Here is a 21871-nt window from a genome sequence, read left to right as displayed (position 1 = left end):
GTTCGGGGGTTCAGGGGTTCAGGCGGCCCGCAGTGCGGCCAGCAGCCTGGTGCGCAGGAGGCGGACGGCCGGCGCGTGCTGGTCGGGGCGGGTGACGAGACCGAGGCGGGCGCGCGTGGCCGCGTCGGTGAGCGGGACGGCGCGCAGGCCGGGGACCCCTGCGGAGGAGGCGCTGAGGACGGCGACGCCCGCCCCGCGTTCGGCGAGGCGGAGCAGTGCGGCCGGGGAGCTGGCTTCGAGGTCCACGCGCGGGTCGAGGCCGGCCCGGCGGCAGGAGTCCTCGTAGGCGGCGCGGATGCCCGTGCCCGGCGGGAGGCAGAGGACCTTCTGGCCGCGCAGGGCGGTGAGGGGCAGTTCCGTCCGGTCGAGGGGGTGCCCGGCCGGGACGACGGCGGCGATCGGTTCGTCGATCACGACGTCCGCCTCCAGGCCGGGTGCGGTCTCGCCCGCGTAGCCGATGAGGGCGAGGTCGAGGGTGCCGGAGAGGACGCGGGCCTGGAGGGCGTCGGAGTGGTCCTCGTGCAGGCCGAGTTCGATGCCGGGGTGGGTGCGGCCGAGGTCGGCGAGGGTGTCCAGGAAGGGCGGGATGGCGCAGCCCATGACCATGCCGAGCCGGACCCGGCCGCGGACGGCGTCGGCGAACTCGGCGGCGGTGTGCCGGATGGCGTCCAGGGTGGCGAGGGCGCTCTTCGCGAGCGGGAGGACGGCCTCGCCGGCGGGGGTGAGGCGCACCTGGCGCCCCGAGCGGTCGAAGAGCCGCTGGCCGAGCTCGTGCTCCAGCTTCGCGACCTGGGTGCTGACGCCGGACTGGCTGACGTGCAGGCGCTGGGCGGCGCCGGTGAACGTGCCCTCGTCCACGACGGCGGCGAAGTAGCGCAGCTGGTGCATCTCCATATCTGATGATGATAGCTGGCATGAGATCCATCTGTTGGACGGATGGACAGGGGCTCGCCAGGATGGAGGCATGACGACGACGAAGACCGCACGCGAGCTGGCCGAGACCTACTTCACCGCCTGGGAGGCGGGTGATTTCGACACGATGCGCGGACTGCTGGCCGAGGACGTCGACTTCGTCGGCACGCTGGGAACGGTCCGGGGGCGGGAGGCGGCGCTGGCCGGGCTGCAGGGGCTGGGGAAGGTGCTGGAGAAGATCGACGTGAAGGTGCGGGTGGCGGAGGGCGACGAGGTGATCACCTGGTTCGAGCTGTGCACGGGCATCGCGCCGCCCGCGCCGACCGCGAACTGGATGCACGTGGCGGACGGGAGGATCGCCCGGATCCGGGTGACCTTCGACCCGCGCGGGCTGCTGGCGGGCTTCGCCGAGCAGGGCTGAGCCCCCCGGCCAGGCTCCCCGGCCCCGCTCCCCCGCCGGCTCCCCGGCCCCGCTCCCCGTCGGGAGAGCGGGGTCCGCGGGCTCCGGCTAGCCGTGCTTGAGGCCCAGGACCTCGGGCGCCGCGAACGTCTCGTTCGCGGGGCGGGAGTCGTAGTGCGGGCTGAGGAGGGAGTCGAGCTCCTCGAAGGAGAAGACCTCCTTCGAGGTGTCGAACTTCGCCGCCACCCGGGGCCGTTCCATCACCACGACGATCCCGCCGTGCACCACGAACAGCTGGCCGTTGGCCTTCGCCGAGGCCGGCGAGGCGAGGTAGCCGACCAGCGGGGCCACGTGCTCGGGGGCGAGCGGGTCGAGCCGGCCCTCCTCCGGGACCTGGAAGCCGGCGAAGACGTCCTCGGTCATCCGGGTGCGGGCGCGCGGGCAGATGGCGTTGGCGGTCACCCCGTACTTGGCCAGGGCCAGCGCGGTCGAGGTGGTCAGCCCCACGATGCCGCCCTTGGCCGCCGCGTAGTTGGGCTGGCCCGCCGAACCCCCGAGGAAGGCCTCGGAGGAGGTGTTGACGATCCGGCCGTAGACCGGGCCGCCCGCCGCCTTGGAGCGTTCGCGCCAGTGCGCGGAGGCGAAGTGGGTGGTGTTGAAGTGGCCCTTGAGGTGGACCCGGATCACCGAGTCCCACTCGTCCTCCGACATCGAGAAGACCATCCGGTCGCGCAGGATCCCCGCGTTGTTGACCAGGACGTCCAGCTTCCCGAAGGCGGAGACCGCCAGCTCGACCAGTTCCCGCGCCTGCTCGAAGTCGGCCACGTCCCCCAGGTGCGCCACCGCCCGCCCGCCCGCCGCGCGGATCTCGGCGGCGACCTCCTCGGCCGGGGCGGCCGAGGCCTCCCCGGAGCCGTCGCGGCCGCTCTGGCCGAAGTCGTTGACGACCACGCTCGCGCCGAGCCGGGCCAGTTCGAGCGCCTCGGCCCGGCCGAGCCCCCGGCCGGCGCCGGTGACGATGGCGCTGAGCCCTTCCAGTGGCAGTGACATGTGCCGGATTCCTCTCAGAACGGATCGGGGCGTCAGATCTCGATGCAGGTGCGCAGGGCCGTGCCCGTGCGCATCTGGTCGAGCGCGTCGTTGATCTCGGTGAGCCGCACCCGGTGGGTGATCAGGCCCGCCAGGTCGATCCGGCCTGCCCGCCACAGCGCGATGGTGCGCGCGTAGGAGCGGAGCACGTCCCCGCCGCCGTACATCGAGGGGAGGATCTTCTTCTCGTCGAAGAACAGCGAGAACATGTCGATCTGGAAGTTGTCGTCGAGGGCGCCCGCCCCGACGATCACGACGGAGCCGCCGCGCCGGGTCATCCGGTACGCGGTGCGGGCGGTGGCGGACTTGCCGACGACCTCGAAAACGTAGTCGAAGCCCTCCCCCGAGGTGATCCGGGCCTTGGCGTCGTCGAAGGCCTCGGGCGCGACCGCCTCCGTCGCCCCGAACCGCAGCGCCGCCTCGCGCCGGGACTCCACCGGGTCGACGGCGATGATCTGCGCCGCGCCCTGCACCCTGGCGCCCTGGATGACGGAGATGCCGACGCCCCCGCAGCCGATGACGGCGACCGACGAACCCGCCTCCACCTCGGCGGTGTTGACGGCCGCGCCGAGTCCGGTGGTCACGCCGCAGCCGATGAGCGCGGCGATGTCGAAGGGCACGTCGTCGGGGATCGGGACGGCGCAGTTGGCGGCGACGACGATCTCCTCGGCGAAGGTGCCCGTCGCGGCGAAGCCGAAGACCTCCCCGCCGGCCCGCCGGAAGTTGGGGATGCCGGCGTTGGCCAGGCTCTCCAGACACAGGTGCCCCTGGCCGCGCTTGCAGGCGGCGCAGTGCCCGCACGGCGGGAGCCAGCAGACGAGGACCCGGTCGCCCTCCTTGTGGCCGGTGACCCCTTCGCCGACCCCGGTGATCACCCCGGAGCCCTCGTGGCCGGGGATGAAGGGCGCGGGCTGTGGCAGGACGCCGCTCATCGCGGAGAGGTCGGAGTGGCACAGGCCGGTGGCCTTGATGCGGATCCGCACCTTGCCGGGGCCCAGGCCCACGGCTTCCACGTCGTCGACGACCTCCAGCTTGTCCTGGCCTATCTCGCTCAGCAGTGCTGCGCGCACGGTGCGGCTCCTTAGGAGTGTGCCCGGGGGGGTGTGCCCGGGCGTGGGCTGGCGCGTTACGCGTGCTCGACGACGGTGTCGGCGAGGACCGGGGCGTCGTCGCGTTCGGCGGCGGTCACCGAGACCAGGACGCGGCCCGGCTCCTGCCACATCCGGATGCGCAGGGTCTCCCCGGGGAAGACGATCCCGGCGAAGCGCGTGCGGTAGGCGCGGACGCGGGAGACGTCCCCGCCGAGGAGCGTGTCGACGACGGCCTTGAGGGTCATCCCGTACGAGCACAGGCCGTGCAGGATCGGCTTGTCGAAGCCGGCCAGCTTGGCGAACTCGGGGTCGGCGTGGAGCGGGTTCCAGTCTCCGGAGAGCCGGTAGAGCAGGGCCTGTTCCTCCCGGATCGGCCGCTCCTCGGTGCGGTCGGGGGCGCGTTCGGGCAGCTCGCCGCGGACGGAGGGGCCTCGGTCGCCGCCGAAGCCGCCCTCTCCCCGGACGAAGATCTGCGCGTCGCTGGTCCACAGCGGCCCGTCGGCGTCGGCGACCTCGGAGCGCAGCACGATGACGGCCGCCTTCCCCTTGTCGTAGACGGCGGCGACCCTGGAGGTGGAGGTGGCCCGTCCCTTGACGGGGATCGGCCGGTGCAGCTCGATGGAGTGCCCGCCGTGCAGGACGTTCGCCAGGTTGACCTCGATGCCCGGGGCGGCGAGCCCGCCGAGCATGGCCATGCCGGCGCCGGCGACGGTCGCGAAGCTGGGGAGCACGTGGAGCCTGGACTCCAGGGTGTAGCGCAGTTCGTCCGGGTCGGTCGCCAGGCTCTTCCCGTGCCGGGAGGAGCCGGCGCCGAGGCCGAGGTGGTAGAGCTGGATGTCCTTGTGGTCCCAGCCGATCTCCCCCTGGCGGGGGTCGGCGGCGAGGGCCCTGGCGGCATCGATCGGCATTCGGATGCTGCTCCTTCTGCTCTCTGGAAGACCTCGGCGCGGCCGTCCGCACCGTCGGCCGCACCGAGGTCGCATGCGGGGCCGGTTCTAGAACGCGTTCTAGGAAGCGGCTGAGGGAATGTATAACGCACGCCCCTGCCGTTGGGAAGAAGACTGCTGACTTCACGTCAGATGACTGTGGCGCGGGGTGTGTTGCCGGTCCAGGACGGGGCCGGCCGGTAGCCTGCGGCGGGTGGATGAGATGCCCGTGGCCCACCGGCCCGCCCGCTCCCTGCGCGTCCTGCTGCTCCCGCCGAACCCGCCGCTCGCGGTCCGCCTCCGGCTCCAGCCGGACATCGAGGTGGTGGCCTCGGCGGCGGAGCGGCCGGCGGTGGCGCTGGTCGAGGACCCTGCCTCGGTGGCGGCCCTGCTGGCAGAGGACCCGGAGTGCCGGGTCCTGGTGGCGACGGGGTCGGCGCACCCCGGGCTTCGGGAGGCCGTCCTGGAGGCGGGCGCGGCGGGGCTGGTGCTGCGGGACGGGCCGGTCGAGGAGCTGGCGGAGTGCCTGCGCCGGGCGTCGACGGGCGAGACCGTGGTGGACCCGGCGCTCGCGGGACCCTGAGGCGACGGGGCCCCCGGCGCGCGGCACCCGGGGTGCCGGCGGGCCGCCGGGCGCGGGTGGGACCGTACGCGTACGGGAGCCCTCCGCCGGTCAGCGGCGGAGGGCTCCCCTCGGGGCTCGGGGCCCCGGTCAGTTCCCCGCGGTCCAGTCGTCGACCGTACGCGAGGGGTCCAGGGCGACGGGCAGCCTCTCCAGCCCGCGGAAGGCCGGGAAGGGCCCCTTGAGCCAGTCCCCCTCGGCCGGCGTCGGCATGGCCAGGACCATGTCCGGGAACCGGTCGAGCAGCGCCGTCAGGCAGATCTCCAGCTCCAGCCGGGCCAGCGGGGCGCCCAGGCAGTAGTGGGCGCCGTAACCGAAGCCGAGGTGGCTGCTCTGCAGCCCCTCCCGGGTGAAGTCGAGGGTGTCCGGGTCGGGGAATTTCTCCGGGTCGCGGTTCGCGGAGGAAAGGGCGATCTGCACGACCGCCCCCTTCGGAATGACGGTCCCGCCGATTTCCACGTCCTCCAGCGCGTACCGGAAGGTGGACGTCTCCACCGAGCCCTCGAAGCGCTGCATTTCCTCGATCGCCTGCGGCAGGAGTTTCCGGTCCTCCCGGACCGCCCGGAACTGGTCGGGGTGGGTGAGGAGGCTGTAGACGCAATTGCCGATCTGGAGCGTGGTCGTCTTGTGCCCGGCGAAGAGCAGGACCCAGATCATCGAGACGAGTTCGTCGTCGGTCAGGGGCTCTTCCTCGTGCGGCGTCTCCACCAGCATGCTCAGGAAGTCGTCGGAGGGCTGGAGGCGGGTCCGGTGGATGTGGCGGGCGAAGTAGTCCCGCAGCCAGATCTCGGCCTCCTCCAGGTCTCCCTTCAGGTCCTTGCTGAACCGGGAGCGCGTCACGACGGCGAACCACTTGAGGACCTCGGTCCGCTCCTGCCCGACGATGCCGAGCAGCTCGCAGATGACCATGACGGGCAGCGGCAGCGCGAAGGCCTGCATCAGGTCGACCGGCCGGTCCGTGGGGCACCGGTCGAGGAGCCCGTGGGCGAGTTCCTCGATGTGCGGGCGCAGGGCGTGGATGTGGCGCGGGGTGAAGGCGGTCTTGGCGATGTGGCGCAGCCGGGTGTGGCGGGGCGGGTCGGCGAACAGGAGGTTGTCGTCGAGCGCCTCGCACAGGTCCCCGAAGAGGGCGTGGTAGAGGTCGATGCCCTCGTGCATGTCCTTGCCGATGCGGGGGTCGGAGAGGAGCGCGTGGGCGTCGGCGTAGCGGGTGATCAGGTACGTGTCCACGCCGTGGCCGGGGGTGAGCCGGGCGATGGGGGCCTGTTCGCGCAGGGTCCGGTAGACCGGATAGGGACACTGCCTGTAGGCGGGCGTGCTCTTCGTCGCGGCCGCCACCGCTTCGTGCAGCGCGAGACCGTCATCCGCGGCGGTAGTCGGTTCAGTCGTCACGCGCCCAGACCTTTCGGGTAACCCGGAATTGACAGTCGGCTCCTTTCCCGGGCCGCCTCGACGGCGAAACCCGATTGACCCGTTCGGAGCCGAAACCTCCCCCCGCGGAATGTCCGGGCCGCGGTTTCCGGAAGCCGCCCTAGGGTGTGCCGGAGTTTGCGACGCTCGGCCGACGAGAGGGAAATGCGCACATGCCGGAATACGGTGCGGGCGGCCTGGCCGTCGGCGGGGCGGCACGCCCGGACGCGACGGGTGGGGCGGACGGGGCGGGCGGCCCGGAGGACGACGGCAGCCGCGCCGTGATCGACGTCCACCACCACTTCTGCGCCCCGGCCTGGCGCCGGTGGGCCGGGGACCGGGGGCTGGTGGGCCCCCGGTCGCTGCCCCCGTGGGCGGGCTGGAACGCGGAGGACGCGCTGGCGCTGATGGACCGGGCGGGGATCGCGGTGGCGGTGCTGAAGCCGATGCTGCCCGCGCGGTACGAGAGCTCCGCGCAGCTGCGGGAGGCGGTCGCCGTCACGATGGAGGCGGCGGCCGGGGTGGTGGAGGCGCACCCGGGGCGCTTCGCGTTCCACGCGCCGCTGTTCCTCGACGAGGAGGAGGTCTCCTCCTGGACGCTGCGGCGCGGGCTGGACGAGCTGGGGGCGGTGGGGGTGAACGTGACGGCGAACTACCGCGGGGTGTACCTGGGGGACCCCGCGTACGACCGGATCTTCGCCGAACTGGACGAACGCGCGGCCGTCGTGGACACCCACCCGCACGTCCTCCCGGACGGCCCGAGCGGGGGGCACCCCACGGTGGGGGCCGGCCGGCCGGGCGGACCGGGCGGCGGACCCGGCGGGCCCGGCGTGGCGGGCGGGCCGGGCGGGGGCGGCGGGCCGGGCGGGGCCGGCGGGCCGGGTGGGCCCGGTGGCGCTCCCGGGGGGCCGGCTTCCGTGCCCGGGGTGCCCAACTTCCTCTGCGACTTCCTGCTCGACACCACCCGTGCCGCCGCGAACATGATCCGCACCCGGACCCTCGACCGCTTCCCGAACCTGTCGGTGCTCCTGCCGCACGGCGGCGGCTTCCTCCCGCAGATCGCCACCCGCATGGAGGCCTTCGCGTACGCCTTCGACCCGCCCGTCGAGCCCGCCGCCGTACGGGACCACCTGCACCGCTTCTACTACGACACCGCCGGCCCGCTGTCCCCGGCCGGCACCCTGCTGGCCACCGTGGACCCCGACCGGATCCTGTTCGGCAGCGACTGGCCGGCCTGCCCGGCCGGGGTGATCACGGACCTGGCGGTCCCCGCCCTGGCCGCCGACCCGGCGCTGACCGTGCGGCAGCGCCGGGGCATCAACCGGGAGAACGCGCTGCGCCTGATGCCGGCCCTGGTCCGCGCCTGACACCCCCGACCGACCGACCGGCCGCCGCGCCGCGCCGCGAGCCCGCGGGCCCGTCAGCGGCGCAGGAGCGTCACCACCGCCGCCCCGCCCAGCCCGATGTTGTGGGCCAGGCCCGTCCGGGCGGCGGGGACCTGCCGGGCCCCCGCCTCACCGCGCAGCTGCCACACCAGTTCCGCCGCCTGCGCGAGCCCCGTCGCCCCCAGCGGGTGGCCCTTGGAGATCAGGCCGCCCGAGGGGTTGACCACCCACCGGCCGCCGTAGGTGGTGGCGCCGCTCTCGACGAGCCGGCCGGAGGCCCCGTCCGCGCACATGCCGAGCGCCTCGTACGTCAGCAGCTCGTTCACCGAGAAGCAGTCGTGCAGCTCCACCACGTCGACGTCCTCGATGCCGAGCCCCGACTCCTCGTACACCCGGCGGGCGGCGGCCGCCGTCATCGGCTTGCCGACCACGTCGATGCAGGAGCCGCCGAAGCTCTCCTGCGTGTCCGTGGTCATGGCCTGCGCGACGATCTCGACGGCCTTGTCGTGCAGCCCGTGCGCCACGACGAACCGCTCCGAGACCACGAGCGCGGCGGCCGCGCCGTCGGACGTGGGCGAGCACTGGAGCTTGGTCAGCGGGTCGTGGATGGTCTTGGCGGCGAGGACCTCCTCCACCGTGTAGACGTCCTGGAACTGCGCGTTCGGGTTGTTCGCGGAGTGCCGGTGGTTCTTCGCGCCGACCGCCGCGAGCTGCGCGGGCGTGGTCCCGTACCGCTCCATGTGCTCGCGGGCGGCGTTGCCGAAGATCTGCGCGGTGGGCGGGGACATCTCGAAGCCGTGCGCGGCGGCCATGATCCCGTAGTGCCGTGCGACCGGAGAGGTCTTGAAGTCGCCCCCGTCGGCCCCGCCCAGCGCACCCCGCTTCATCTTCTCGAACCCGACCGCGAGGACGCAGTCGCTGATCCCGCCCCGCACGAACTGGCGGGCCATCATCAGCGCCGTCGAGCCGGTCGCGCAGTTGTTGTTGACGTTGTAGACCGGGACCCCGCTCAGGCCCAGTTCGTACGCCGCCCGCTGGCCGGCGGTGGAGGGCTGGAAGCAGTAGCCCACCGGCACCTGCTCGACCAGCCCGTAGTCGACGCCCGCGTCGGCGAGCGCCGCGCCGCCCGCCTCCCTGACCATGTCCCAGTACTGCCAGTCCCGGGACTCCGGCTTCTCGAACTTCGTCATGCCGACGCCCACGATGTACGACTTCATCTGCGCTGACTCCTAGTCCCTGGGGAGGCCGAGGATCCGCTCGGCGACGACGTTGAGCTGGACCTGCGTGGTGCCCCCGGCGATGGTCAGGCAGCGAGACATCAGCATTCCGTGCACCGCCCGCTCCCCCGCCCCCTCCCGCACCGCTCCGGCAGGGCCCAGCAGTTCGAGCGCGAGCTCGGCGGTCCGCTGCTGGTGGGGGGTCTGCACGAGCTTGCGTACGGAGGCGCCCGCGCCCGGCTCCAGCCCGGAGACCTGCTGGAGCGTGGTGCGCAGCCCGATGCAGGCGAGGGCGTGCGCCTCGGCGGCGAGCGCGCCGATCCGGACCCCGTAGGAGGCGTCGAGTCCGCTGGAGGCGGCGATCAGGGCCTCCAGGCCGGTGTGGAAGGTCATCTGGTCGGCCATGTGGACGCGTTCGTTGCCGAGGGTGTTGCGGGCCGCCTTCCAGCCGCCGTCGGCGGCGCCGACCAGGGCGTCGGGCGGCAGCGGGGCGTCCTCGAACCAGACCTCGTTGAAGAGGGCTTCGCCGGTGATCTCCTTGAGCGGACGGACCTCGATGCCCGGGGTGTTCCTCATGTCGACGACGAAGTAGCCGAGCCCCTGGTGCTTGGGCGCCTGCGGGTCCGTCCGGGCGAGGAGGATCCCGAAGTCGGCGGTGTGCGCGGAACTCGTCCACACCTTCTGTCCGTTGATCCTCCAGGAGCCGTCACCGGTCCGTTCCGCCCGGGTGCGCAGGGAGGCCAGGTCGGAGCCGGCGCCCGGTTCGGAGAAGAGCTGGCACCAGGTGGTGTCCCCGCGCAGGGTGGGCAGGACGTACGCCTCGCGCTGCTCCTCGCTGCCGAAGGCGATCAGCGAGGGGACGATCCAGGTGGCGATCCCGAGGTCGGCGACCTGGACCCCGGCCTCCTTCAACTCCTGCTGGATCACGATCTGTTCGGCGGGCCCGGCGCCGCGCCCGTACGGCGGCGGGAGGTAGGGGGCCGCGTACCCGGTGGGCGCGAGGACCCGGCGGGCGGCGGCCGGGTCGAGGCCGCGCGCGGCCCCGATGGCGGCGCGGGCCTCCGCGCGGTGGGCCTCGGCCTCCGCGGGGAGTTCCAGGCGCAGCTCGCGCCGGGCTCCGGCGGCGGCGAGGCGGACGGCGCGCAGGCGGTGGGCGTCGCCGGGGCCCAGGAGCTGGCGGGCGACGAGGGCGCGGCGCAGGTGGATGTGCGCGTCGTGCTCCCAGGTGAAGCCGATGCCGCCGAGGATCTGGATGCAGTCCTTGGCGCAGGAGTACGAGGCGTCGAGGGCGGTCCCGGCGGCGAGGGCGGCGACCAGTGAGCGCACGCCGGGCGCCTCGTCCGCGCTGCCCGCGGCGTCCCAGGCGAGGGCGCGGGCCTGTTCGAGGCGGACCAGCATGTCGGCGCACAGGTGCTTGACGCCCTGGAACCGTCCGATGGGCCGGCCGAACTGTTCGCGGGTCTTCGCGTACTCGGCGGCGGTGTGGACCGCCCAGGCGGCGGTGCCGCAGGCGTCGGCGGCGAACAGCACGCAGGCCGTGTCCCGCACCAGGGCCTCGTCCAGGTCCAGGAGCCGCGCGGCCGGGACGGTCAGGCCCCGCGCCCGGACCTCGGCGGTGGGCCGGGTCGGGTCGGCGCTCTCGTGCGGCCGGACCTCCAGCGCGGCGGCGTCCACGGCGAACCACCGCACCCCTCCGGCCCCCTCGGCGGCACCGCCACCCTCGGCACCCCCGGCACCGGCACCCTCGGCGCCCCCGGCGACCTCGGCGGCGAGCAGCACCAGTTCGGCCTCACCGGCGCCCAGCACGGGCGGTGCGACCCCGTCCAGCCGCCACCCGCCCCCCTCGACGGCGACGGCGGTGACCCCGCCGGGCCCGAGGGCGACCGCCCCGACCCGCCCGTCGAGCGGCGGCGCCCCCGCCCGGTCCAGGAGTACGGAGGCCAGCGCACTCGGCAGGAACGCCCCGGGCAGCGCCGCCCGGGCGGTCTCCTCCACCACGACGGCCAGATCCAGCAGGGTCCCGCCCTCCAGGTGGGGGGTGGCCAGCCCCTGCGCGTGCATGCCGTCCCAGTAGCCGGGCCGCGCCCCGGCCTGGGGCGGCGCGTCGAGCAGCTTGCGCACCACCTCGGGCGGCACCGCCCGCGCCACCCAGCCGCGCACGGCGCCGGCCAACTCCCGTTGCTCCTGCGTGATTCCGATGCCCATGCGCGGCACACTAGAACACGTTCCAATCTGACGGAAGGTCAGAAGTCGGTGTTCTTCTCCGGCGGGGCAGGTGCGCCATCGGACACCCGCGACCGCCGGGGCGGAGCCGGACCGCCCGCCCCACCCTCCGCCCGCTCCGCGTACCGGGCGGCGAGTGCCGCCACCGCCTCCGCCACCGCCGCCCGCAGCTCCGGCGGCCCGAGCACCTCCGTCTCGGGGCCCAGCCGGAGCAGGTCCCCGACCGCCACGGCCCGGGACTCCACCGCCAGTTCCACCTCCACCCAGCCCGCCCGGTCCGGCTCACCGGCCCCCTCCAGGGCCCGCGCCCCCGCGGCCCCGAACTGCATGGGCAGCAGCCGGCGGGCGCGCGGGGAGATCCGCAGCCGGGCCGTCTCCCGGTGCAGGGCGGCCTCCAGACGGCGGGAGGACTCCTCCCAGTGGGCGGCCAGGTCGAAGCCGGCCGGACGCTCGAAGGTCCCGCCCGTCTCCGCCACCGCCAGCAGCCGGGACACCCGGTAGGTGCGCGGGCTCCCGCCCGCCCCGGCGACGAGGTACCAGATGCCGCCCTTGAGGACGATCCCCAGCGGATCCAGCTCCCGCCGCCGCAGCTCGCCCGACCAGCGCTGGTACTCCACCCGCAGCGTGCGCCGCTCCCACACCGCCCGCGCCACCGCCGCCAGGTGCGGGACGGGGTCGGCTTCCCGGAACCAGGCGGGGGCGTCCAGGTGGAAGCGGTCCTGCACCAGCCGGGCCCGGTCCGCCAGCGCGGCGGGCAGGGCGGCCTCCAGCTTCAGCCGGGCGGTGGCCACCACCGCGCCCAGGCCCAGGTCCCGGGCGGCCCCGGGCGCCCCGGCCAGGAAGAGGGAGCCGGCCTCGGCGTCGGTGAGGCCGGTCAGCCGGGTGCGGTAGCCGTCCACGAGGCGGTAGCCGCCGGCGGGCCCCCGGTCGGCCCGGACGGGCACACCGGCGGCGCCGAGCGCCTCGACGTCCCGGTACACCGTCCGGACGGACACCTCCAGCTCGGCGGCGAGTTCGGGGGCGGTCATCCCGCCGCGGTTCTGGAGCAGCAGGAGCAGGGAGAGGAGCCGGTCGGCGCGCATGCGGCCATTCTCGGCGGCGTACCTGACAGGAGGTGTCAGGTACCCCGCCGAGGCTGGTCACACGCCGGACGGGAGGAGCCCGTACGGCGGCCCGTACGAGAGGACCCCCATGCCCACGCAGCGGACGACCGGCCTGTTCACCTTCGCCGACTGGCAGGAGCGCACCCTCGGCCCGGACGGGGTCCTCCCGAGGCTCGCCCACGCCTCGGTCGTCAACTCCTTCTCCGGCGGCATCGAGGCCGCCGGCACCACCTGCGAGTACACCATCGCCTACGTCACGGAGAAGACGGGCACCTTCACCGGCATGGAGCTGCTGGCCGGCCGCCTCGACGGGCGCGAGGGCGGCTTCGCGGTCGAGGAGCGCGGCTCGTTCGCCGAGGACGGCTCCGTACGCTGCGCGTTCGAGGTCGTGACGGGTTCGGGGACCGGCGAGCTGACCGGGCTGCGGGGCACCGGCGGCTTCGTCGCCCGTCACGGCGAGCCGTCCGTCGCCTACACCTTCGACTACGAGCTGGCCTGACGACGCACACCCCCGGCCGAACGGAGCTCCCTGCGTAAGGCCCCCCGGCCTGGTCGGCTACCCGGCGGTAGGGCAGCATGGGCCGCCGTACACCACCACCGCCGGAGGAACCATGGCCGCCACCCCCAAGCCGGAGACCCTCGCCGCCTTCGAGGCCGCCAAGGGGTTCATGCCCGTCGGCGAGGGCCTCGCGCTCCACGAGGCGGCCTCCGCCGCGGCCGCGCTCGGGCTGCCGCTGCTGGAGGTCGGCACGTACTGCGGCCGCTCCACGATCCTGCTGGCCGACGCCGCCCGCGAGGCGGGGGTCGCCGCGATCACCGTCGACCACCACCGCGGCAGCGAGGAGCAGCAGCCCGGCTGGGAGTACCACGACCCGACGGTGGTGGACCCGGAGGTCGGGCTGATGGACACCCTCCCCACCTTCCGCCGCACCCTCCACCGGGCCGGCCTGGAGGAGCACGTCATCGCCGTCGTCGGCCGCTCCCCCCAGGTCGCGGCGGCCTGGGGCGGCAAGCTCGGCTTCGTGTTCATCGACGGCGGCCACACCGACGAGCACGCCACGAACGACTACGAGGGCTGGGCCCCGCACCTGGCGGTCGGCGGCACCCTGGTCATCCACGACGTGTTCCCGGACCCGGCCGACGGAGGCCAGGCCCCGTACCGCATCTACCGGCGCGCCCTGGCCTCCGGCGCCTTCGAGGAGCTCTCGGCGACGTCCTCCCTCCGCGTCCTGCGCCGCACCGGCGAGGGGATCTAGGGGGTGTCCGCAAAGTCCCGCCTGCCCCGCGGGCGGACGACGCTACTTTGCGGACACCCCCTAGGACCCCGCCTCCCCCTCCCCCAGGGCGGGGCCGGCCGGACCGACAATCGGACCACGCCCTCGGATGGCGCAGGATGCGTACGCGCACCGGCCGGGCGTTCTAGCATCGCGACGTGCGCTACGACGACAGCCCCCCGCCGCCCGAGTCCGCCTCCTCCATCAGCCCGGACCGGCCCTGGTTCGCGCGCCGGCCCGCCCTCGTGGTGGCGCTCGCCGCGCTCGCCCCGGCCTGCCTGGCGGGCTGGGTGCTGACCCAGGTGCTGGGCGGCGGCCTCGGCTCCGGCGCCCCGCAGCCGGCGGGGGCGAAGCTCGCCGCCTCCGCCCCGGCGGCCGCCGCGGACGCCAAGGCCAGCGCCTCCCCGAGCACCCCGCCCGCCTCTCCGGCGGCGGCCCCCGCCAAGGGCCCGCTGGCCGGCCGGACCGTCGTCATCGACCCGGGGCACAACACCGGCAACTTCAAGCACGGCCGGGAGATCGACCAGCAGGTGGACATCGGCACCAACCGCAAGGAGTGCGACACCACCGGCACCACCACCAACTCCGGTTACATGGAAGCCGAGTTCTCCCTCGACGTCTCCCACCGGGCGCGCGCCCTGCTGGAGGCCAAGGGCGCCAAGGTGGTGCTCACGCACGACGGGGAGCGCCCCTGGGGCCCCTGCATCGACGAGCGGGCCCGGATCGGCAACCAGGCGGCGGCCGACGCCGTCGTCTCCGTCCACGCCGACGGCGCCTCCGCGGGCAACCGGGGCTTCCACGTCATCCTCCCCGCCCGGGTCAAGGGCGGTGCGGCCGACACCGCGAAGATCGTCGGCCCCTCCCGCGACCTCGGCGAGCGCATCGCCTCCAACTTCGCCCGCGCCACCGGCTCCTCCCCCGCCAACTACCTCGGCAGCGGTACCGGTCTGGTCGTCCGCGACGATCTGGGCGGGCTCAATCTCTCGACCCGGCCCAAGGTGTTCCTCGAATGCGGCAACATGCGTGACGACAAGGACGCGGCGCAGCTGATGAGTCCGGAGTGGCGGCAGAAGGCGGCCCAGGGCATCGCGGACGGCATCACCGGCTTCCTCGGCGGGTAGTCCTCCCGGGGCGGCCCGCCGCCCCGGTCCTCGCGGTCTGGGAAACCTCCGTACCATGGGGGCGCCCGATCCGCCCTGCCAGACCGAGAAGGACACCTGAGACGTGAACATCCGCTCCCTCACACGAGGCGACGGCGTGGTGATCGGAGCAGCGGCGCTGCTGTTCATCGCCTCGTTCCTCGACTTCTACTCCGTCACCGGCGCCAACCTCCCGAGTGCGTGGGACACCGACACCTACCGGCTGGTCCTCCCGGCCGTCTTCCTGACCGGGTTCATCGCGGCGGGCCTGCTGATCGCGGCCCGGTTCCAGCCCGAGGGCCGCAAGGTCGGCGGGCTGACCCTGACGGCCTGGGGCACGGTGCTGGCCGTGGCCGCCGCCTGGAACGGCCTGTGGTCGCTGATCACCACCCCCGCCCAGGCCGATCTGGGCGCCGGCTGCATCCTCGCCTTCCTCGCGGTGCTCGCCCTCGCCGGGACGGCCATCGCCGGCCCGAAGGTCCCCGCGCTCGCCGGACCGCTCCTGCCGGAGCCCAAGCCCGTCACCGCCCAGCCGTACGGGGGCCAGCCCGGCACCGGCTACGGCTACCCGGGCGGCCAGCAGCCGCAGGGCTACGGGGCCACCCCGCAGCCGGCCCCGCCGTACGGGGGCACCCCGCAGGACTCCGCCGGCGCGGGGTTCCCGGCCGCGGAGTTCACCCCGTTCTGGTTCGCGGTGCCCGTCGCCCGGCCCCTCTTCGCCGAGGACGGCTCCCCCACCCCGATCGCCGAACTCGCCCCGGGCACCTGGTACCTGGCCGTCGACCAGCGCGGCCCGTCCACGCTGATCGCCCAGACCCAGGACGGCCGCCGCGGCGTCCTCAACGACACCTCGGGCATCCAGCGCGGCTGACCCCGCGCACGTGCGCGCACGTACGGCCCCCCGCCCCACCGGCGGGGGGCCGTCGCACTTCCCGGCGGGGCCCGCGTGCCCTACAGTCGCCCGGACGGATCGTCTGACGCATCGTCAGATCGGGTATCGCGGAGGGGACCGCCCATGCGCCTGGGACTCGCACTCGGCTACTGGGGCCGCGGCCCCGGCCCGTCCCACCTCGACCTCGCCACCGAGGCCGAACGGCTGGGCTACGACTCGGTGTGGACCGCCGAGGCCTGGGGTTCCGACGCCTTCACCCCGCTCACCTGGATCGCCGCGCACACCTCCCGCATCCGCCTGGGCACCGCCATCGCCCAGATGGCGGCCCGCACGCCCACCGCCACCGCCATGCACGCCCTCACCCTGGACCACCTCTCCGGCGGCCGGATGATGCTGGGGCTGGGCCTGTCCGGACCGCAGGTGGTGGAGGGCTGGTACGGGCGCCCCTTCCCCGCGAGCCCGCTCACCGCCACCCGCGAGTACGTCGACGTCGTCCGCCAGGTGCTGCGCCGCGAGGCCCCCGTCGCCCTGGACGGCCGCTTCCACTCCCACCCGTACCGCGGGGCGGACGGCACCGGGCTCGGCAAGCCCCTCAAGCCCATCACCCACCCGCTGCGCGCGGACCTGCCGCTGCTGCTGGGCGCGGAGGGGCCGAAGAACATCGCCCAGACCACCCGGATCGCCGACGGCTGGCTGCCCCTGTACTGGTCGCCGACGCGCACGGACGCCTACCGGGCCTCCCTCGCCGACCTCCCCGAGGGGTTCATGATCGCGCCGATGGCCCGGGCCCACGTCTGCGACGACGTCGCCGAGGGACTCCTGCCGGTCAAGGCGATGCTGGGCTTCTACATCGGCGGCATGGGCCACGCGGCCCGCAACTTCCACGCCGACCTGATGGCCCGCATGGGGTACGGGGACGAGGCCCGGCGGATCCAGGAGCTGTTCCTGGCCGGGCGCAGGCAGGAGGCGGTGCTCGCCGTCCCCGACGCCTTCGCCGACGAGATCTCGCTGGTCGGCCCGCGCGAACGGATCGCGGAACGGCTGGAACTGTGGCGCGAGGGCCCCGTCACCGACCTCCTCGTCACTGCCCCGGACCCGCACACCCTCCGGGTCCTGGCGGAGCTGAACGGCTAGTCGGTGCCGGGGCGGGCCGGGTCGTCGGGTGCGGGTGCCGGCGCGGGCGGCAGCGCGGCCAGCAGTTCCTCCAGGTCCGGGGCCATCACCGCGACCTCCAGGTCCGGGCCGCCGTCCGCCGCCGCGCAGGTGACGATCCGGGAGCCGGGGTTGATGGAGAGCCCCTCCCGTACGGAAGGCCCCCGGACCGATCCATGCCGGACACCGGCCAGCGGTACGGCGGCGCCCCGGCCGGGCCGCCAGCGTGCCGCGCCCCCGTCGGCGTGGACCCGGCCCGGGCGCCAGCGGCCCTCGCCGGCCGGACGCCGGGCCATGCCCGGGATGCCCGCCGGCGGCCCGGCCGCCACCCTCTGACGGTGCTTGCGGCGCAGCAGCCAGCCGGTTCCGGCGGCGGCGAGGGCGAAGAGGAAGAACTCGATCACACGTCTCATTCAAACAGCCCGAAACGGCTGAAGCCGCCCACGCGGGTGCCAGTGGGCGGCTTCCGGCAGCAATCCGGCGATTCTTCGATCCGGTCAACCGGTGATCCGGTGATCCGGTGATCCGGTGATCCGGCGGTCAGCCTCCGAGCTGGGAGACGCTCGGCACCTTGTCGGTCACCGGGGCGCCCGCGCTCTTGCCGGCCTCCTTGACCCCGCTGATCACGTTCTCGAAGGAGCTGATGTCGGCGTCACCCGCGTCGCCCTTGCGCAGCTTGGAGCCCAGGTTCTTGAGGGAGTCGATGCCCGCCGTCAGCGGGCCCATCGCCTTCGACAGCAGCGGGTCGCCCTTGGCGTTGTCGGCCGCCGCCTTCAGCCGGTTGTACGCGAACGCGCCCGCGAGGCCCGCCTTGATCAGCGCGAACGTCCGGCCCTTGGCACCCTTCTTGAACTTGCCCGCGCGGTACGGCTTGATGATCCACTGGTAGGTGGCCCCCGCCGCGAGCCCGGCGTTGGCGACGAAGCGCGTCTTGGCGAACTTCTCCCGTTCCGCCGACGTGCTCGGCTCGGGCGTCGCCGCGGCCTGTTCGTCGGCCTCGGCCGCCTCCGGCTCCGCCACGGCGAGGGCGGCCAGCTCCGCCGCCGTCGCGGCCGACGAGACCTCCTCCCGCCGGCCCCGGTCGCCGCCGGAACCGCACGCGGTGGCGCCGGCCAGCAGCGCGGTCGACAGGACCACGGCCGTCACGGCGCGACGGAATCGGACGGTGGTGGGTACGCGCACGGTTGCCTCCGGGGACTGAGGTGTCCCCCGCAGCCTCACCCGGCCGCAGCCGCCCCGCCACTCGGGGCACCCGTTCGGACAGGGGGGCGCAGGGCTTCGGGCCGTACGGGTTTCAACCGTGCGGGAGCGGCAAGACGCCCGGCATGTACGGAGACCGCATCGCAGGACGGCGCCGGGCCGGCTGGTCGGCCGGGCGGCTCGTGGCGCTGGCCGCCGACGTCGTGGCGCTGATCATCATCGTGTGGATCGTGCTGGACCTGCTGGACGCGAACCGCTCCAACGACGTGGTCCAGTGGTTCCACGACGCGGCGACCTGGCTGGCCGGCTGGTCGCTCGGCCTCTTCCACCTCGGCCGCCACTGGGCCCAGGTGATCGTCGACTACGGCGTGGCCGCCGTGGTCTACCTGGTGGCGGGCCACGCCCTGGCCCGGCTCCTGCACCGCGTCTGAACCGGGCGGGCCGGCGGCGGGCCCGTCGCCCCGCCGCCCGACCCGCCGCCGGTTACGCAGCAGCCGGTTACGCGCAGCAGCCGGGGTCCAGCCCCGCCGGGAGCCGTTCGCCGCCGAAGACGGCCGTGGTGGCCTCTTCGCCGCCGAGCGCGGCCACCGCCAGCAGCAGCGAGCCCGCCGTCCAGGTCGTCTGCTCCACCGGCCACACCGTCCGGTCCTCGAAGACGTATCCCGTCCAGTACATGCCGTTCTCGGCGCGCAGGTGGCCGATCGAGCGCAGGACGTCCAGCGCCCGGTCCGACTCCCCCATCGCCCACAGGGTGAGCGCCAGCTCGCAGGACTCCCCGCCCGTCACCCACGGGTTCGGCAGCACGCACCGCACCCCGAGGTCCGGGACGACGAACTCCTCCCAGCGCTCCTCGACGCGCGCCTTGGCCTCCGCCCCCGTCAGGGCGCCGCCCAGCACCGGGTAGTACCAGTCCATCGAGTACCGGGACTTGTCCAGGAACCGCTCGGGGTGCCGGCGTATCGCGTGCCCCAGCGCGCCCGTGGCGAGCTCCCAGTCCGGCTGCGGGTCACCGCGGTGGTCGGCGATGGCCAGGGCGCAGCGCAGCGCCTGGTGGATGGAGGAGGAGCCGGTCAGCAGGGCGTCGGTGACGGCCGTGCCGTCCGCCTCCCGCTTCCAGCCGATCTCGCCGCCGGGCTGCTGGAGTCCGAGGACGAACTCGACGGCCGCCACGACGGACGGCCACATCCGGTCGAGGAAGGTGTCGTCGCCGGTGGCCAGGTAGTGGTGCCAGACGCCGACGGCGATGTACGCGACGAAGTTGGACTCCCGGCCCGTGTCCTGCGGTTCGGCGGTGTCCACCCCGTCGGGCCGGTCCGCGTAGGCCGCGTACCAGGATCCGTCCGGGTTCTGGTGGCGGGCCAGCCAGAGGTAGGCCCGCTCCGCCGCCTCGTGCTCGCCCGCCGTGTCCAGGGCCATCGCGGCCTCGGTGTGGTCCCACGGGTCGAGGTGGTGGCCCCGGAACCACGGTATGGCCCCGTCCGTCCGCTGCACGGCGAGTATGCCCTCCACCGTGCGGGCCGCCTGTTCGGCGGTCAGCACGCCGTCCAGGACGAGGTGTTCGGGTACCGTGCGGCCCGGCGAGCTCACTGGGCGGAGCCGGCTGCGCCGGCGGCTTCGACGGGGAGGTGCGGCTTGGTCGCGTAGGCCACGAAGCTCTTGCCGATGAGCGGGTTGAGGGCCTGCTCGGCGAGGCGGGTGGCCAGGGGCTTCTTCATGATGTCCCAGACCAGCAGCTTGTGGTACGCCTTGACCGGCAGCGCCTTGTCGTTGTCCACGCCGAAGGCGCACTTGAGCCACCAGTACGGGGAGTGCAGGCCGTGCGCGTGGTGGGTGCCGTACGGCTTGAGGCCGGCGGCCTCCATCTTGCCGAGCAGCTCGTCCGCCTTGTAGATGCGGATGTGCCCGCCCTCGACCTCGTGGTAGGCGTCGGACAGAGCCCAGCAGATCTTCTCCGGGCCGTAGCGCGGGACGGTGACCGCGATGCGGCCGCCCGGCTTGAGCACGCGCACCATCTCGGCGAGGACGCCCTTGTCGTCGGGGATGTGCTCCATCACCTCGGAGATGATGACGACGTCGAAGGACTCGTCGGGGAAGGGCAGCGCCAGGGCGTCGCCCTCCATGGCGGTGGCGGTGGCGCCGGCGGGGGCCTCACCGGCCTCCTTCATGGCGGCGAACCACTTGGCGACCTCGCGGATCTCCTCGCCGTTGCGGTCGACGGCGACGACCTGGGCGCCGCGCCGGTAGCACTCGAAGGCGTGCCGGCCTGCGCCGCAGCCCAGATCGAGCACACGGTCGCCGGCGGCGAGCGGGAACCGGGAGAAATCGACGGTCAGCACGGGGTCCTGCCTTCGCGGTCACGGGGGTGAAGGGTGTTGCTGCGCATGGGTGTGGTCACTGCTCGGGTGCGGGCTTCGTTGGGCGGTCTTGGGGGGCGCCGGGTCGGGGCACGGGCTCCGGGGCGCGGAATGCGGGGCGGGCAGGGCGGGGGGCGGCGCTACCGGGTACCGCTGGTGCGGGCGGTGGCCGCGCGCTCGACGGCGGCTCTGTAGTGCGCCGCTGTGCCCTCGGCGGCCCTGGCCCAGGTGAACCGGGCCAGCACCCGTTCCCGCCCGGCCGCGCCGAGACGGGCGCGCAGACCGGCGTCGCCCAGCATCCGGCCCAGGGCGGCGGCCAGCGCCCCCGCGTCGCCGGGCGGCACCGCCAGACAGGTCTCCCCGTCCGGGCCGGCCACCTCGGGGATGGCCCCGCCGGTGGTGGCGACGAGCGGGGTGCCGGTGGCCATGGCCTCGGCCGCTGGGAGCGAGAAGCCCTCGTAGAGGGAGGGCACGCAGGCGACCTGGGCGCTGCGCACGAGGTCGACGAGCTCGGCGTCGGTGATGCCCTTGACGAAGCGGACCGCGCCCTGGAGGTCGTACTTCTCGATCGCGCGGGCGACGGGGCCGCTCTCGGCGCGCTTGCCGACGACGACGAGGTGCGCGTCCGGCTGCTCGGTGCGCAGCTTGGCGAGGGCCTCGACGAGGTGGACGAGTCCCTTGAGCGGGACGTCGGCGCTGGAGGTGGTCACGATCCGCCCGGGGACCTCGGCCACGGAGGGGTCGGGCGACCAGAGGTCGGTGTCGGCGCCGATGTGGACGACGTGGATGCGGTCGTCGCGGACGCCGAGGTGCTCGGCGATCTCCTGGCGGGAGGAGCCGGAGACGGTGAGGACGGAGGGCAGGCGGCGCGCGACACGGCCCTGCATGCGCGTGAACGCGTACCAGCGGCGCACGGACGCCCGCTTCTTGCGGTCCTTCGCGGCGGCGAGGTCGAGCTTGCGGTCGACGGTGATGGGGTGGTGGATGGTCGTCACCAGCGGGGCGCCGAGGTCGCCGAGCAGGCCGTAGCCGAGGGTCTGGTTGTCGTGGATGACGTCGAACTCGCCCGCGCGGGCCTGGAGATGGCGGCGTGCGCGGAGGGAGAAGGTCAGCGGCTCGGGGAAGCCGCCGGTCCACATCGTGGCGACCTCGAGGGCGTCGATCCAGTCCCGGTACTCGTCGCGCTTGGGGGTGCGGAAGGGGTCGGGGCTGCGGTAGAGGTCGAGGCTCGGGAGTTCGGTGAGCGTGGCGCCGGTGTCGAGCACCGGGTAGGGCTGCGCGCCGATGACCTCGACGGAGTGGCCGAGCTTGACGAGTTCGCGGGAGAGGTGGCGGACGTAGACGCCCTGGCCGCCGCAGAACGGGTTCCCCTTATAGGTGAGCAGTGCGATGCGCAACGGCCGTTCGCCGTCGGTGGCGGAACCCGCGAGAGCCTCGAAAGGGCTCGTCACCATGGCCTCTGCGGTCACTCTCGGCCCCCTT

The 21871-nt window shown here is 74.2% G+C and carries 22 protein-coding genes; 9 read left to right on the top strand and 13 right to left on the bottom strand.

Features of this window, described 5'->3' with window-relative positions; all coding sequences use genetic code 11:
• Nucleotides 1-18 precede the first annotated feature (18 nt).
• Nucleotides 19-894 carry a LysR family transcriptional regulator gene (locus ACZ5NJ_RS31800; protein ID WP_468769433.1) on the bottom strand — a complete coding sequence of 292 codons (876 nt, stop codon included), beginning with the start codon at nucleotides 892-894 and terminating at the stop codon, nucleotides 19-21.
• Between the two features lie 70 nt (nucleotides 895-964).
• Between ACZ5NJ_RS31800 and ACZ5NJ_RS31795 the strand changes: the two genes are divergently transcribed.
• Nucleotides 965-1333: a nuclear transport factor 2 family protein gene (locus ACZ5NJ_RS31795; RefSeq protein ID WP_468769431.1), complete on the top strand. Its 369-nt coding sequence runs from the start codon at nucleotides 965-967 to the stop codon at nucleotides 1331-1333.
• Between the two features lie 87 nt (nucleotides 1334-1420).
• Here ACZ5NJ_RS31795 and ACZ5NJ_RS31790 read toward each other — a convergent pair whose 3' ends face one another.
• From ACZ5NJ_RS31790 to ACZ5NJ_RS31780, 3 genes are read right to left on the bottom strand one after another with little or no spacing between them, the layout of a single operon-like run.
• Complete coding sequence (locus tag ACZ5NJ_RS31790) at nucleotides 1421-2362, bottom strand: 3-oxoacyl-ACP reductase (protein ID WP_468769429.1); 942 nt, start codon at nucleotides 2360-2362, stop codon at nucleotides 1421-1423.
• 32 nt (nucleotides 2363-2394) lie between these two features.
• The gene (locus tag ACZ5NJ_RS31785) at nucleotides 2395-3471 is read right to left on the bottom strand and encodes a Zn-dependent alcohol dehydrogenase (RefSeq protein WP_468769427.1); all 1077 of its coding nucleotides are present in this window, start codon (nucleotides 3469-3471) and stop codon (nucleotides 2395-2397) included.
• A gap of 56 nt (nucleotides 3472-3527) precedes the next feature.
• Complete coding sequence (locus ACZ5NJ_RS31780) at nucleotides 3528-4400, bottom strand: MaoC/PaaZ C-terminal domain-containing protein (protein WP_468769425.1); 873 nt, start codon at nucleotides 4398-4400, stop codon at nucleotides 3528-3530.
• A gap of 241 nt (nucleotides 4401-4641) precedes the next feature.
• On the opposite strand from ACZ5NJ_RS31780, the gene ACZ5NJ_RS31775 reads away from it, so the two are divergent.
• On the top strand, nucleotides 4642-5001 hold the full coding sequence (locus ACZ5NJ_RS31775) for a response regulator (protein WP_468769554.1): 360 nt from the start codon (nucleotides 4642-4644) through the stop codon (nucleotides 4999-5001).
• Nucleotides 5002-5130: 129 nt separating this feature from the next.
• Here ACZ5NJ_RS31775 and ACZ5NJ_RS31770 read toward each other — a convergent pair whose 3' ends face one another.
• The gene (locus ACZ5NJ_RS31770) at nucleotides 5131-6432 is read right to left on the bottom strand and encodes a cytochrome P450 family protein (protein ID WP_468769423.1); all 1302 of its coding nucleotides are present in this window, start codon (nucleotides 6430-6432) and stop codon (nucleotides 5131-5133) included.
• A 191-nt stretch (nucleotides 6433-6623) separates the two neighbouring features.
• On the opposite strand from ACZ5NJ_RS31770, the gene ACZ5NJ_RS31765 reads away from it, so the two are divergent.
• Nucleotides 6624-7817, top strand: a complete 1194-nt coding sequence (locus ACZ5NJ_RS31765) for an amidohydrolase family protein (RefSeq protein ID WP_468769422.1) — start codon at nucleotides 6624-6626, stop codon at nucleotides 7815-7817.
• A gap of 53 nt (nucleotides 7818-7870) precedes the next feature.
• Here the strand turns inward: ACZ5NJ_RS31765 and ACZ5NJ_RS31760 are convergent, their stop codons facing one another.
• Genes ACZ5NJ_RS31760 through ACZ5NJ_RS31750 form a run of 3 tightly spaced genes read right to left on the bottom strand, consistent with a single transcriptional unit; the run spans nucleotide 7871 to nucleotide 12357 of the window.
• Nucleotides 7871-9052, bottom strand: a complete 1182-nt coding sequence (locus ACZ5NJ_RS31760) for a lipid-transfer protein (protein WP_468769420.1) — start codon at nucleotides 9050-9052, stop codon at nucleotides 7871-7873.
• Between the two features lie 12 nt (nucleotides 9053-9064).
• Nucleotides 9065-11257 (bottom strand): acyl-CoA dehydrogenase, encoded by a 2193-nt coding sequence (locus ACZ5NJ_RS31755; protein ID WP_468769418.1) that lies wholly within the window; start codon nucleotides 11255-11257, stop codon nucleotides 9065-9067.
• A gap of 38 nt (nucleotides 11258-11295) precedes the next feature.
• Nucleotides 11296-12357 carry a helix-turn-helix transcriptional regulator gene (locus tag ACZ5NJ_RS31750; RefSeq protein WP_468769416.1) on the bottom strand — a complete coding sequence of 354 codons (1062 nt, stop codon included), beginning with the start codon at nucleotides 12355-12357 and terminating at the stop codon, nucleotides 11296-11298.
• Nucleotides 12358-12466: 109 nt separating this feature from the next.
• Between ACZ5NJ_RS31750 and ACZ5NJ_RS31745 the strand changes: the two genes are divergently transcribed.
• From ACZ5NJ_RS31745 to ACZ5NJ_RS31725, 5 genes are all read left to right on the top strand, one after another.
• Nucleotides 12467-12877, top strand: a complete 411-nt coding sequence (locus ACZ5NJ_RS31745) for a DUF3224 domain-containing protein (protein ID WP_468769415.1) — start codon at nucleotides 12467-12469, stop codon at nucleotides 12875-12877.
• 112 nt (nucleotides 12878-12989) lie between these two features.
• Nucleotides 12990-13634: a class I SAM-dependent methyltransferase gene (locus tag ACZ5NJ_RS31740; protein WP_468769413.1), complete on the top strand. Its 645-nt coding sequence runs from the start codon at nucleotides 12990-12992 to the stop codon at nucleotides 13632-13634.
• Nucleotides 13635-13810: 176 nt separating this feature from the next.
• Nucleotides 13811-14773: an N-acetylmuramoyl-L-alanine amidase gene (locus ACZ5NJ_RS31735; RefSeq protein WP_468769411.1), complete on the top strand. Its 963-nt coding sequence runs from the start codon at nucleotides 13811-13813 to the stop codon at nucleotides 14771-14773.
• A 103-nt stretch (nucleotides 14774-14876) separates the two neighbouring features.
• Nucleotides 14877-15662, top strand: a complete 786-nt coding sequence (locus ACZ5NJ_RS31730; protein ID WP_468769409.1) for a hypothetical protein — start codon at nucleotides 14877-14879, stop codon at nucleotides 15660-15662.
• Between the two features lie 144 nt (nucleotides 15663-15806).
• Nucleotides 15807-16817 (top strand): LLM class F420-dependent oxidoreductase, encoded by a 1011-nt coding sequence (locus ACZ5NJ_RS31725; protein ID WP_468769407.1) that lies wholly within the window; start codon nucleotides 15807-15809, stop codon nucleotides 16815-16817.
• Here ACZ5NJ_RS31725 and ACZ5NJ_RS31720 read toward each other — a convergent pair.
• Nucleotides 16814-17239 (bottom strand): hypothetical protein, encoded by a 426-nt coding sequence (locus tag ACZ5NJ_RS31720; protein ID WP_468769406.1) that lies wholly within the window; start codon nucleotides 17237-17239, stop codon nucleotides 16814-16816. The genes ACZ5NJ_RS31725 and ACZ5NJ_RS31720 overlap by 4 nt on opposite strands.
• 136 nt (nucleotides 17240-17375) lie before the next feature.
• Complete coding sequence (locus tag ACZ5NJ_RS31715) at nucleotides 17376-18017, bottom strand: hypothetical protein (RefSeq protein ID WP_468769404.1); 642 nt, start codon at nucleotides 18015-18017, stop codon at nucleotides 17376-17378.
• A 143-nt stretch (nucleotides 18018-18160) separates the two neighbouring features.
• On the opposite strand from ACZ5NJ_RS31715, the gene ACZ5NJ_RS31710 reads away from it, so the two are divergent.
• Nucleotides 18161-18466: a hypothetical protein gene (locus tag ACZ5NJ_RS31710; protein WP_468769402.1), complete on the top strand. Its 306-nt coding sequence runs from the start codon at nucleotides 18161-18163 to the stop codon at nucleotides 18464-18466.
• A 67-nt stretch (nucleotides 18467-18533) separates the two neighbouring features.
• Here ACZ5NJ_RS31710 and ACZ5NJ_RS31705 read toward each other — a convergent pair whose 3' ends face one another.
• The 3 genes from ACZ5NJ_RS31705 to ACZ5NJ_RS31695 form a co-directional block, all read right to left on the bottom strand.
• Complete coding sequence (locus ACZ5NJ_RS31705) at nucleotides 18534-19622, bottom strand: prenyltransferase/squalene oxidase repeat-containing protein (protein WP_468769401.1); 1089 nt, start codon at nucleotides 19620-19622, stop codon at nucleotides 18534-18536.
• Entirely contained in the window at nucleotides 19619-20371 is a 753-nt protein-coding gene (locus tag ACZ5NJ_RS31700) for a class I SAM-dependent methyltransferase (RefSeq protein ID WP_395512238.1), read from the bottom strand. The genes ACZ5NJ_RS31705 and ACZ5NJ_RS31700 overlap by 4 nt, the downstream gene beginning before the upstream one ends.
• 158 nt (nucleotides 20372-20529) lie before the next feature.
• A complete protein-coding gene (locus ACZ5NJ_RS31695) occupies nucleotides 20530-21858 on the bottom strand; it encodes a glycosyltransferase family 4 protein (RefSeq protein WP_468769399.1) in 1329 nt (442 codons plus the stop codon).
• Between the last annotated feature and the right edge of the window lie 13 nt (nucleotides 21859-21871).

It is taken from the genome of Streptomyces sp. NPDC032091 (genome assembly GCF_055580265.1).
Note: the sequence above shows the minus strand (reverse complement) of the source record. Positions and strands in the feature narration are given on the sequence as shown.

Coding starts and splice junctions, on each gene's coding strand:
- ACZ5NJ_RS31800 (WP_468769433.1), bottom strand. CDS start 894: ATGGAGATGCACCAGCTGCGCTACTTCGCCGCCGTCGTGGACGAGGGC.
- ACZ5NJ_RS31795 (WP_468769431.1), top strand. CDS start 965: ATGACGACGACGAAGACCGCACGCGAGCTGGCCGAGACCTACTTCACC.
- ACZ5NJ_RS31790 (WP_468769429.1), bottom strand. CDS start 2,362: ATGTCACTGCCACTGGAAGGGCTCAGCGCCATCGTCACCGGCGCCGGC.
- ACZ5NJ_RS31780 (WP_468769425.1), bottom strand. CDS start 4,400: ATGCCGATCGATGCCGCCAGGGCCCTCGCCGCCGACCCCCGCCAGGGG.
- ACZ5NJ_RS31775 (WP_468769554.1), top strand. CDS start 4,642: ATGCCCGTGGCCCACCGGCCCGCCCGCTCCCTGCGCGTCCTGCTGCTC.
- ACZ5NJ_RS31765 (WP_468769422.1), top strand. CDS start 6,624: ATGCCGGAATACGGTGCGGGCGGCCTGGCCGTCGGCGGGGCGGCACGC.
- ACZ5NJ_RS31760 (WP_468769420.1), bottom strand. CDS start 9,052: ATGAAGTCGTACATCGTGGGCGTCGGCATGACGAAGTTCGAGAAGCCG.
- ACZ5NJ_RS31755 (WP_468769418.1), bottom strand. CDS start 11,257: ATGGGCATCGGAATCACGCAGGAGCAACGGGAGTTGGCCGGCGCCGTG.
- ACZ5NJ_RS31750 (WP_468769416.1), bottom strand. CDS start 12,357: ATGCGCGCCGACCGGCTCCTCTCCCTGCTCCTGCTGCTCCAGAACCGC.
- ACZ5NJ_RS31745 (WP_468769415.1), top strand. CDS start 12,467: ATGCCCACGCAGCGGACGACCGGCCTGTTCACCTTCGCCGACTGGCAG.
- ACZ5NJ_RS31740 (WP_468769413.1), top strand. CDS start 12,990: ATGGCCGCCACCCCCAAGCCGGAGACCCTCGCCGCCTTCGAGGCCGCC.
- ACZ5NJ_RS31725 (WP_468769407.1), top strand. CDS start 15,807: ATGCGCCTGGGACTCGCACTCGGCTACTGGGGCCGCGGCCCCGGCCCG.
- ACZ5NJ_RS31710 (WP_468769402.1), top strand. CDS start 18,161: ATGTACGGAGACCGCATCGCAGGACGGCGCCGGGCCGGCTGGTCGGCC.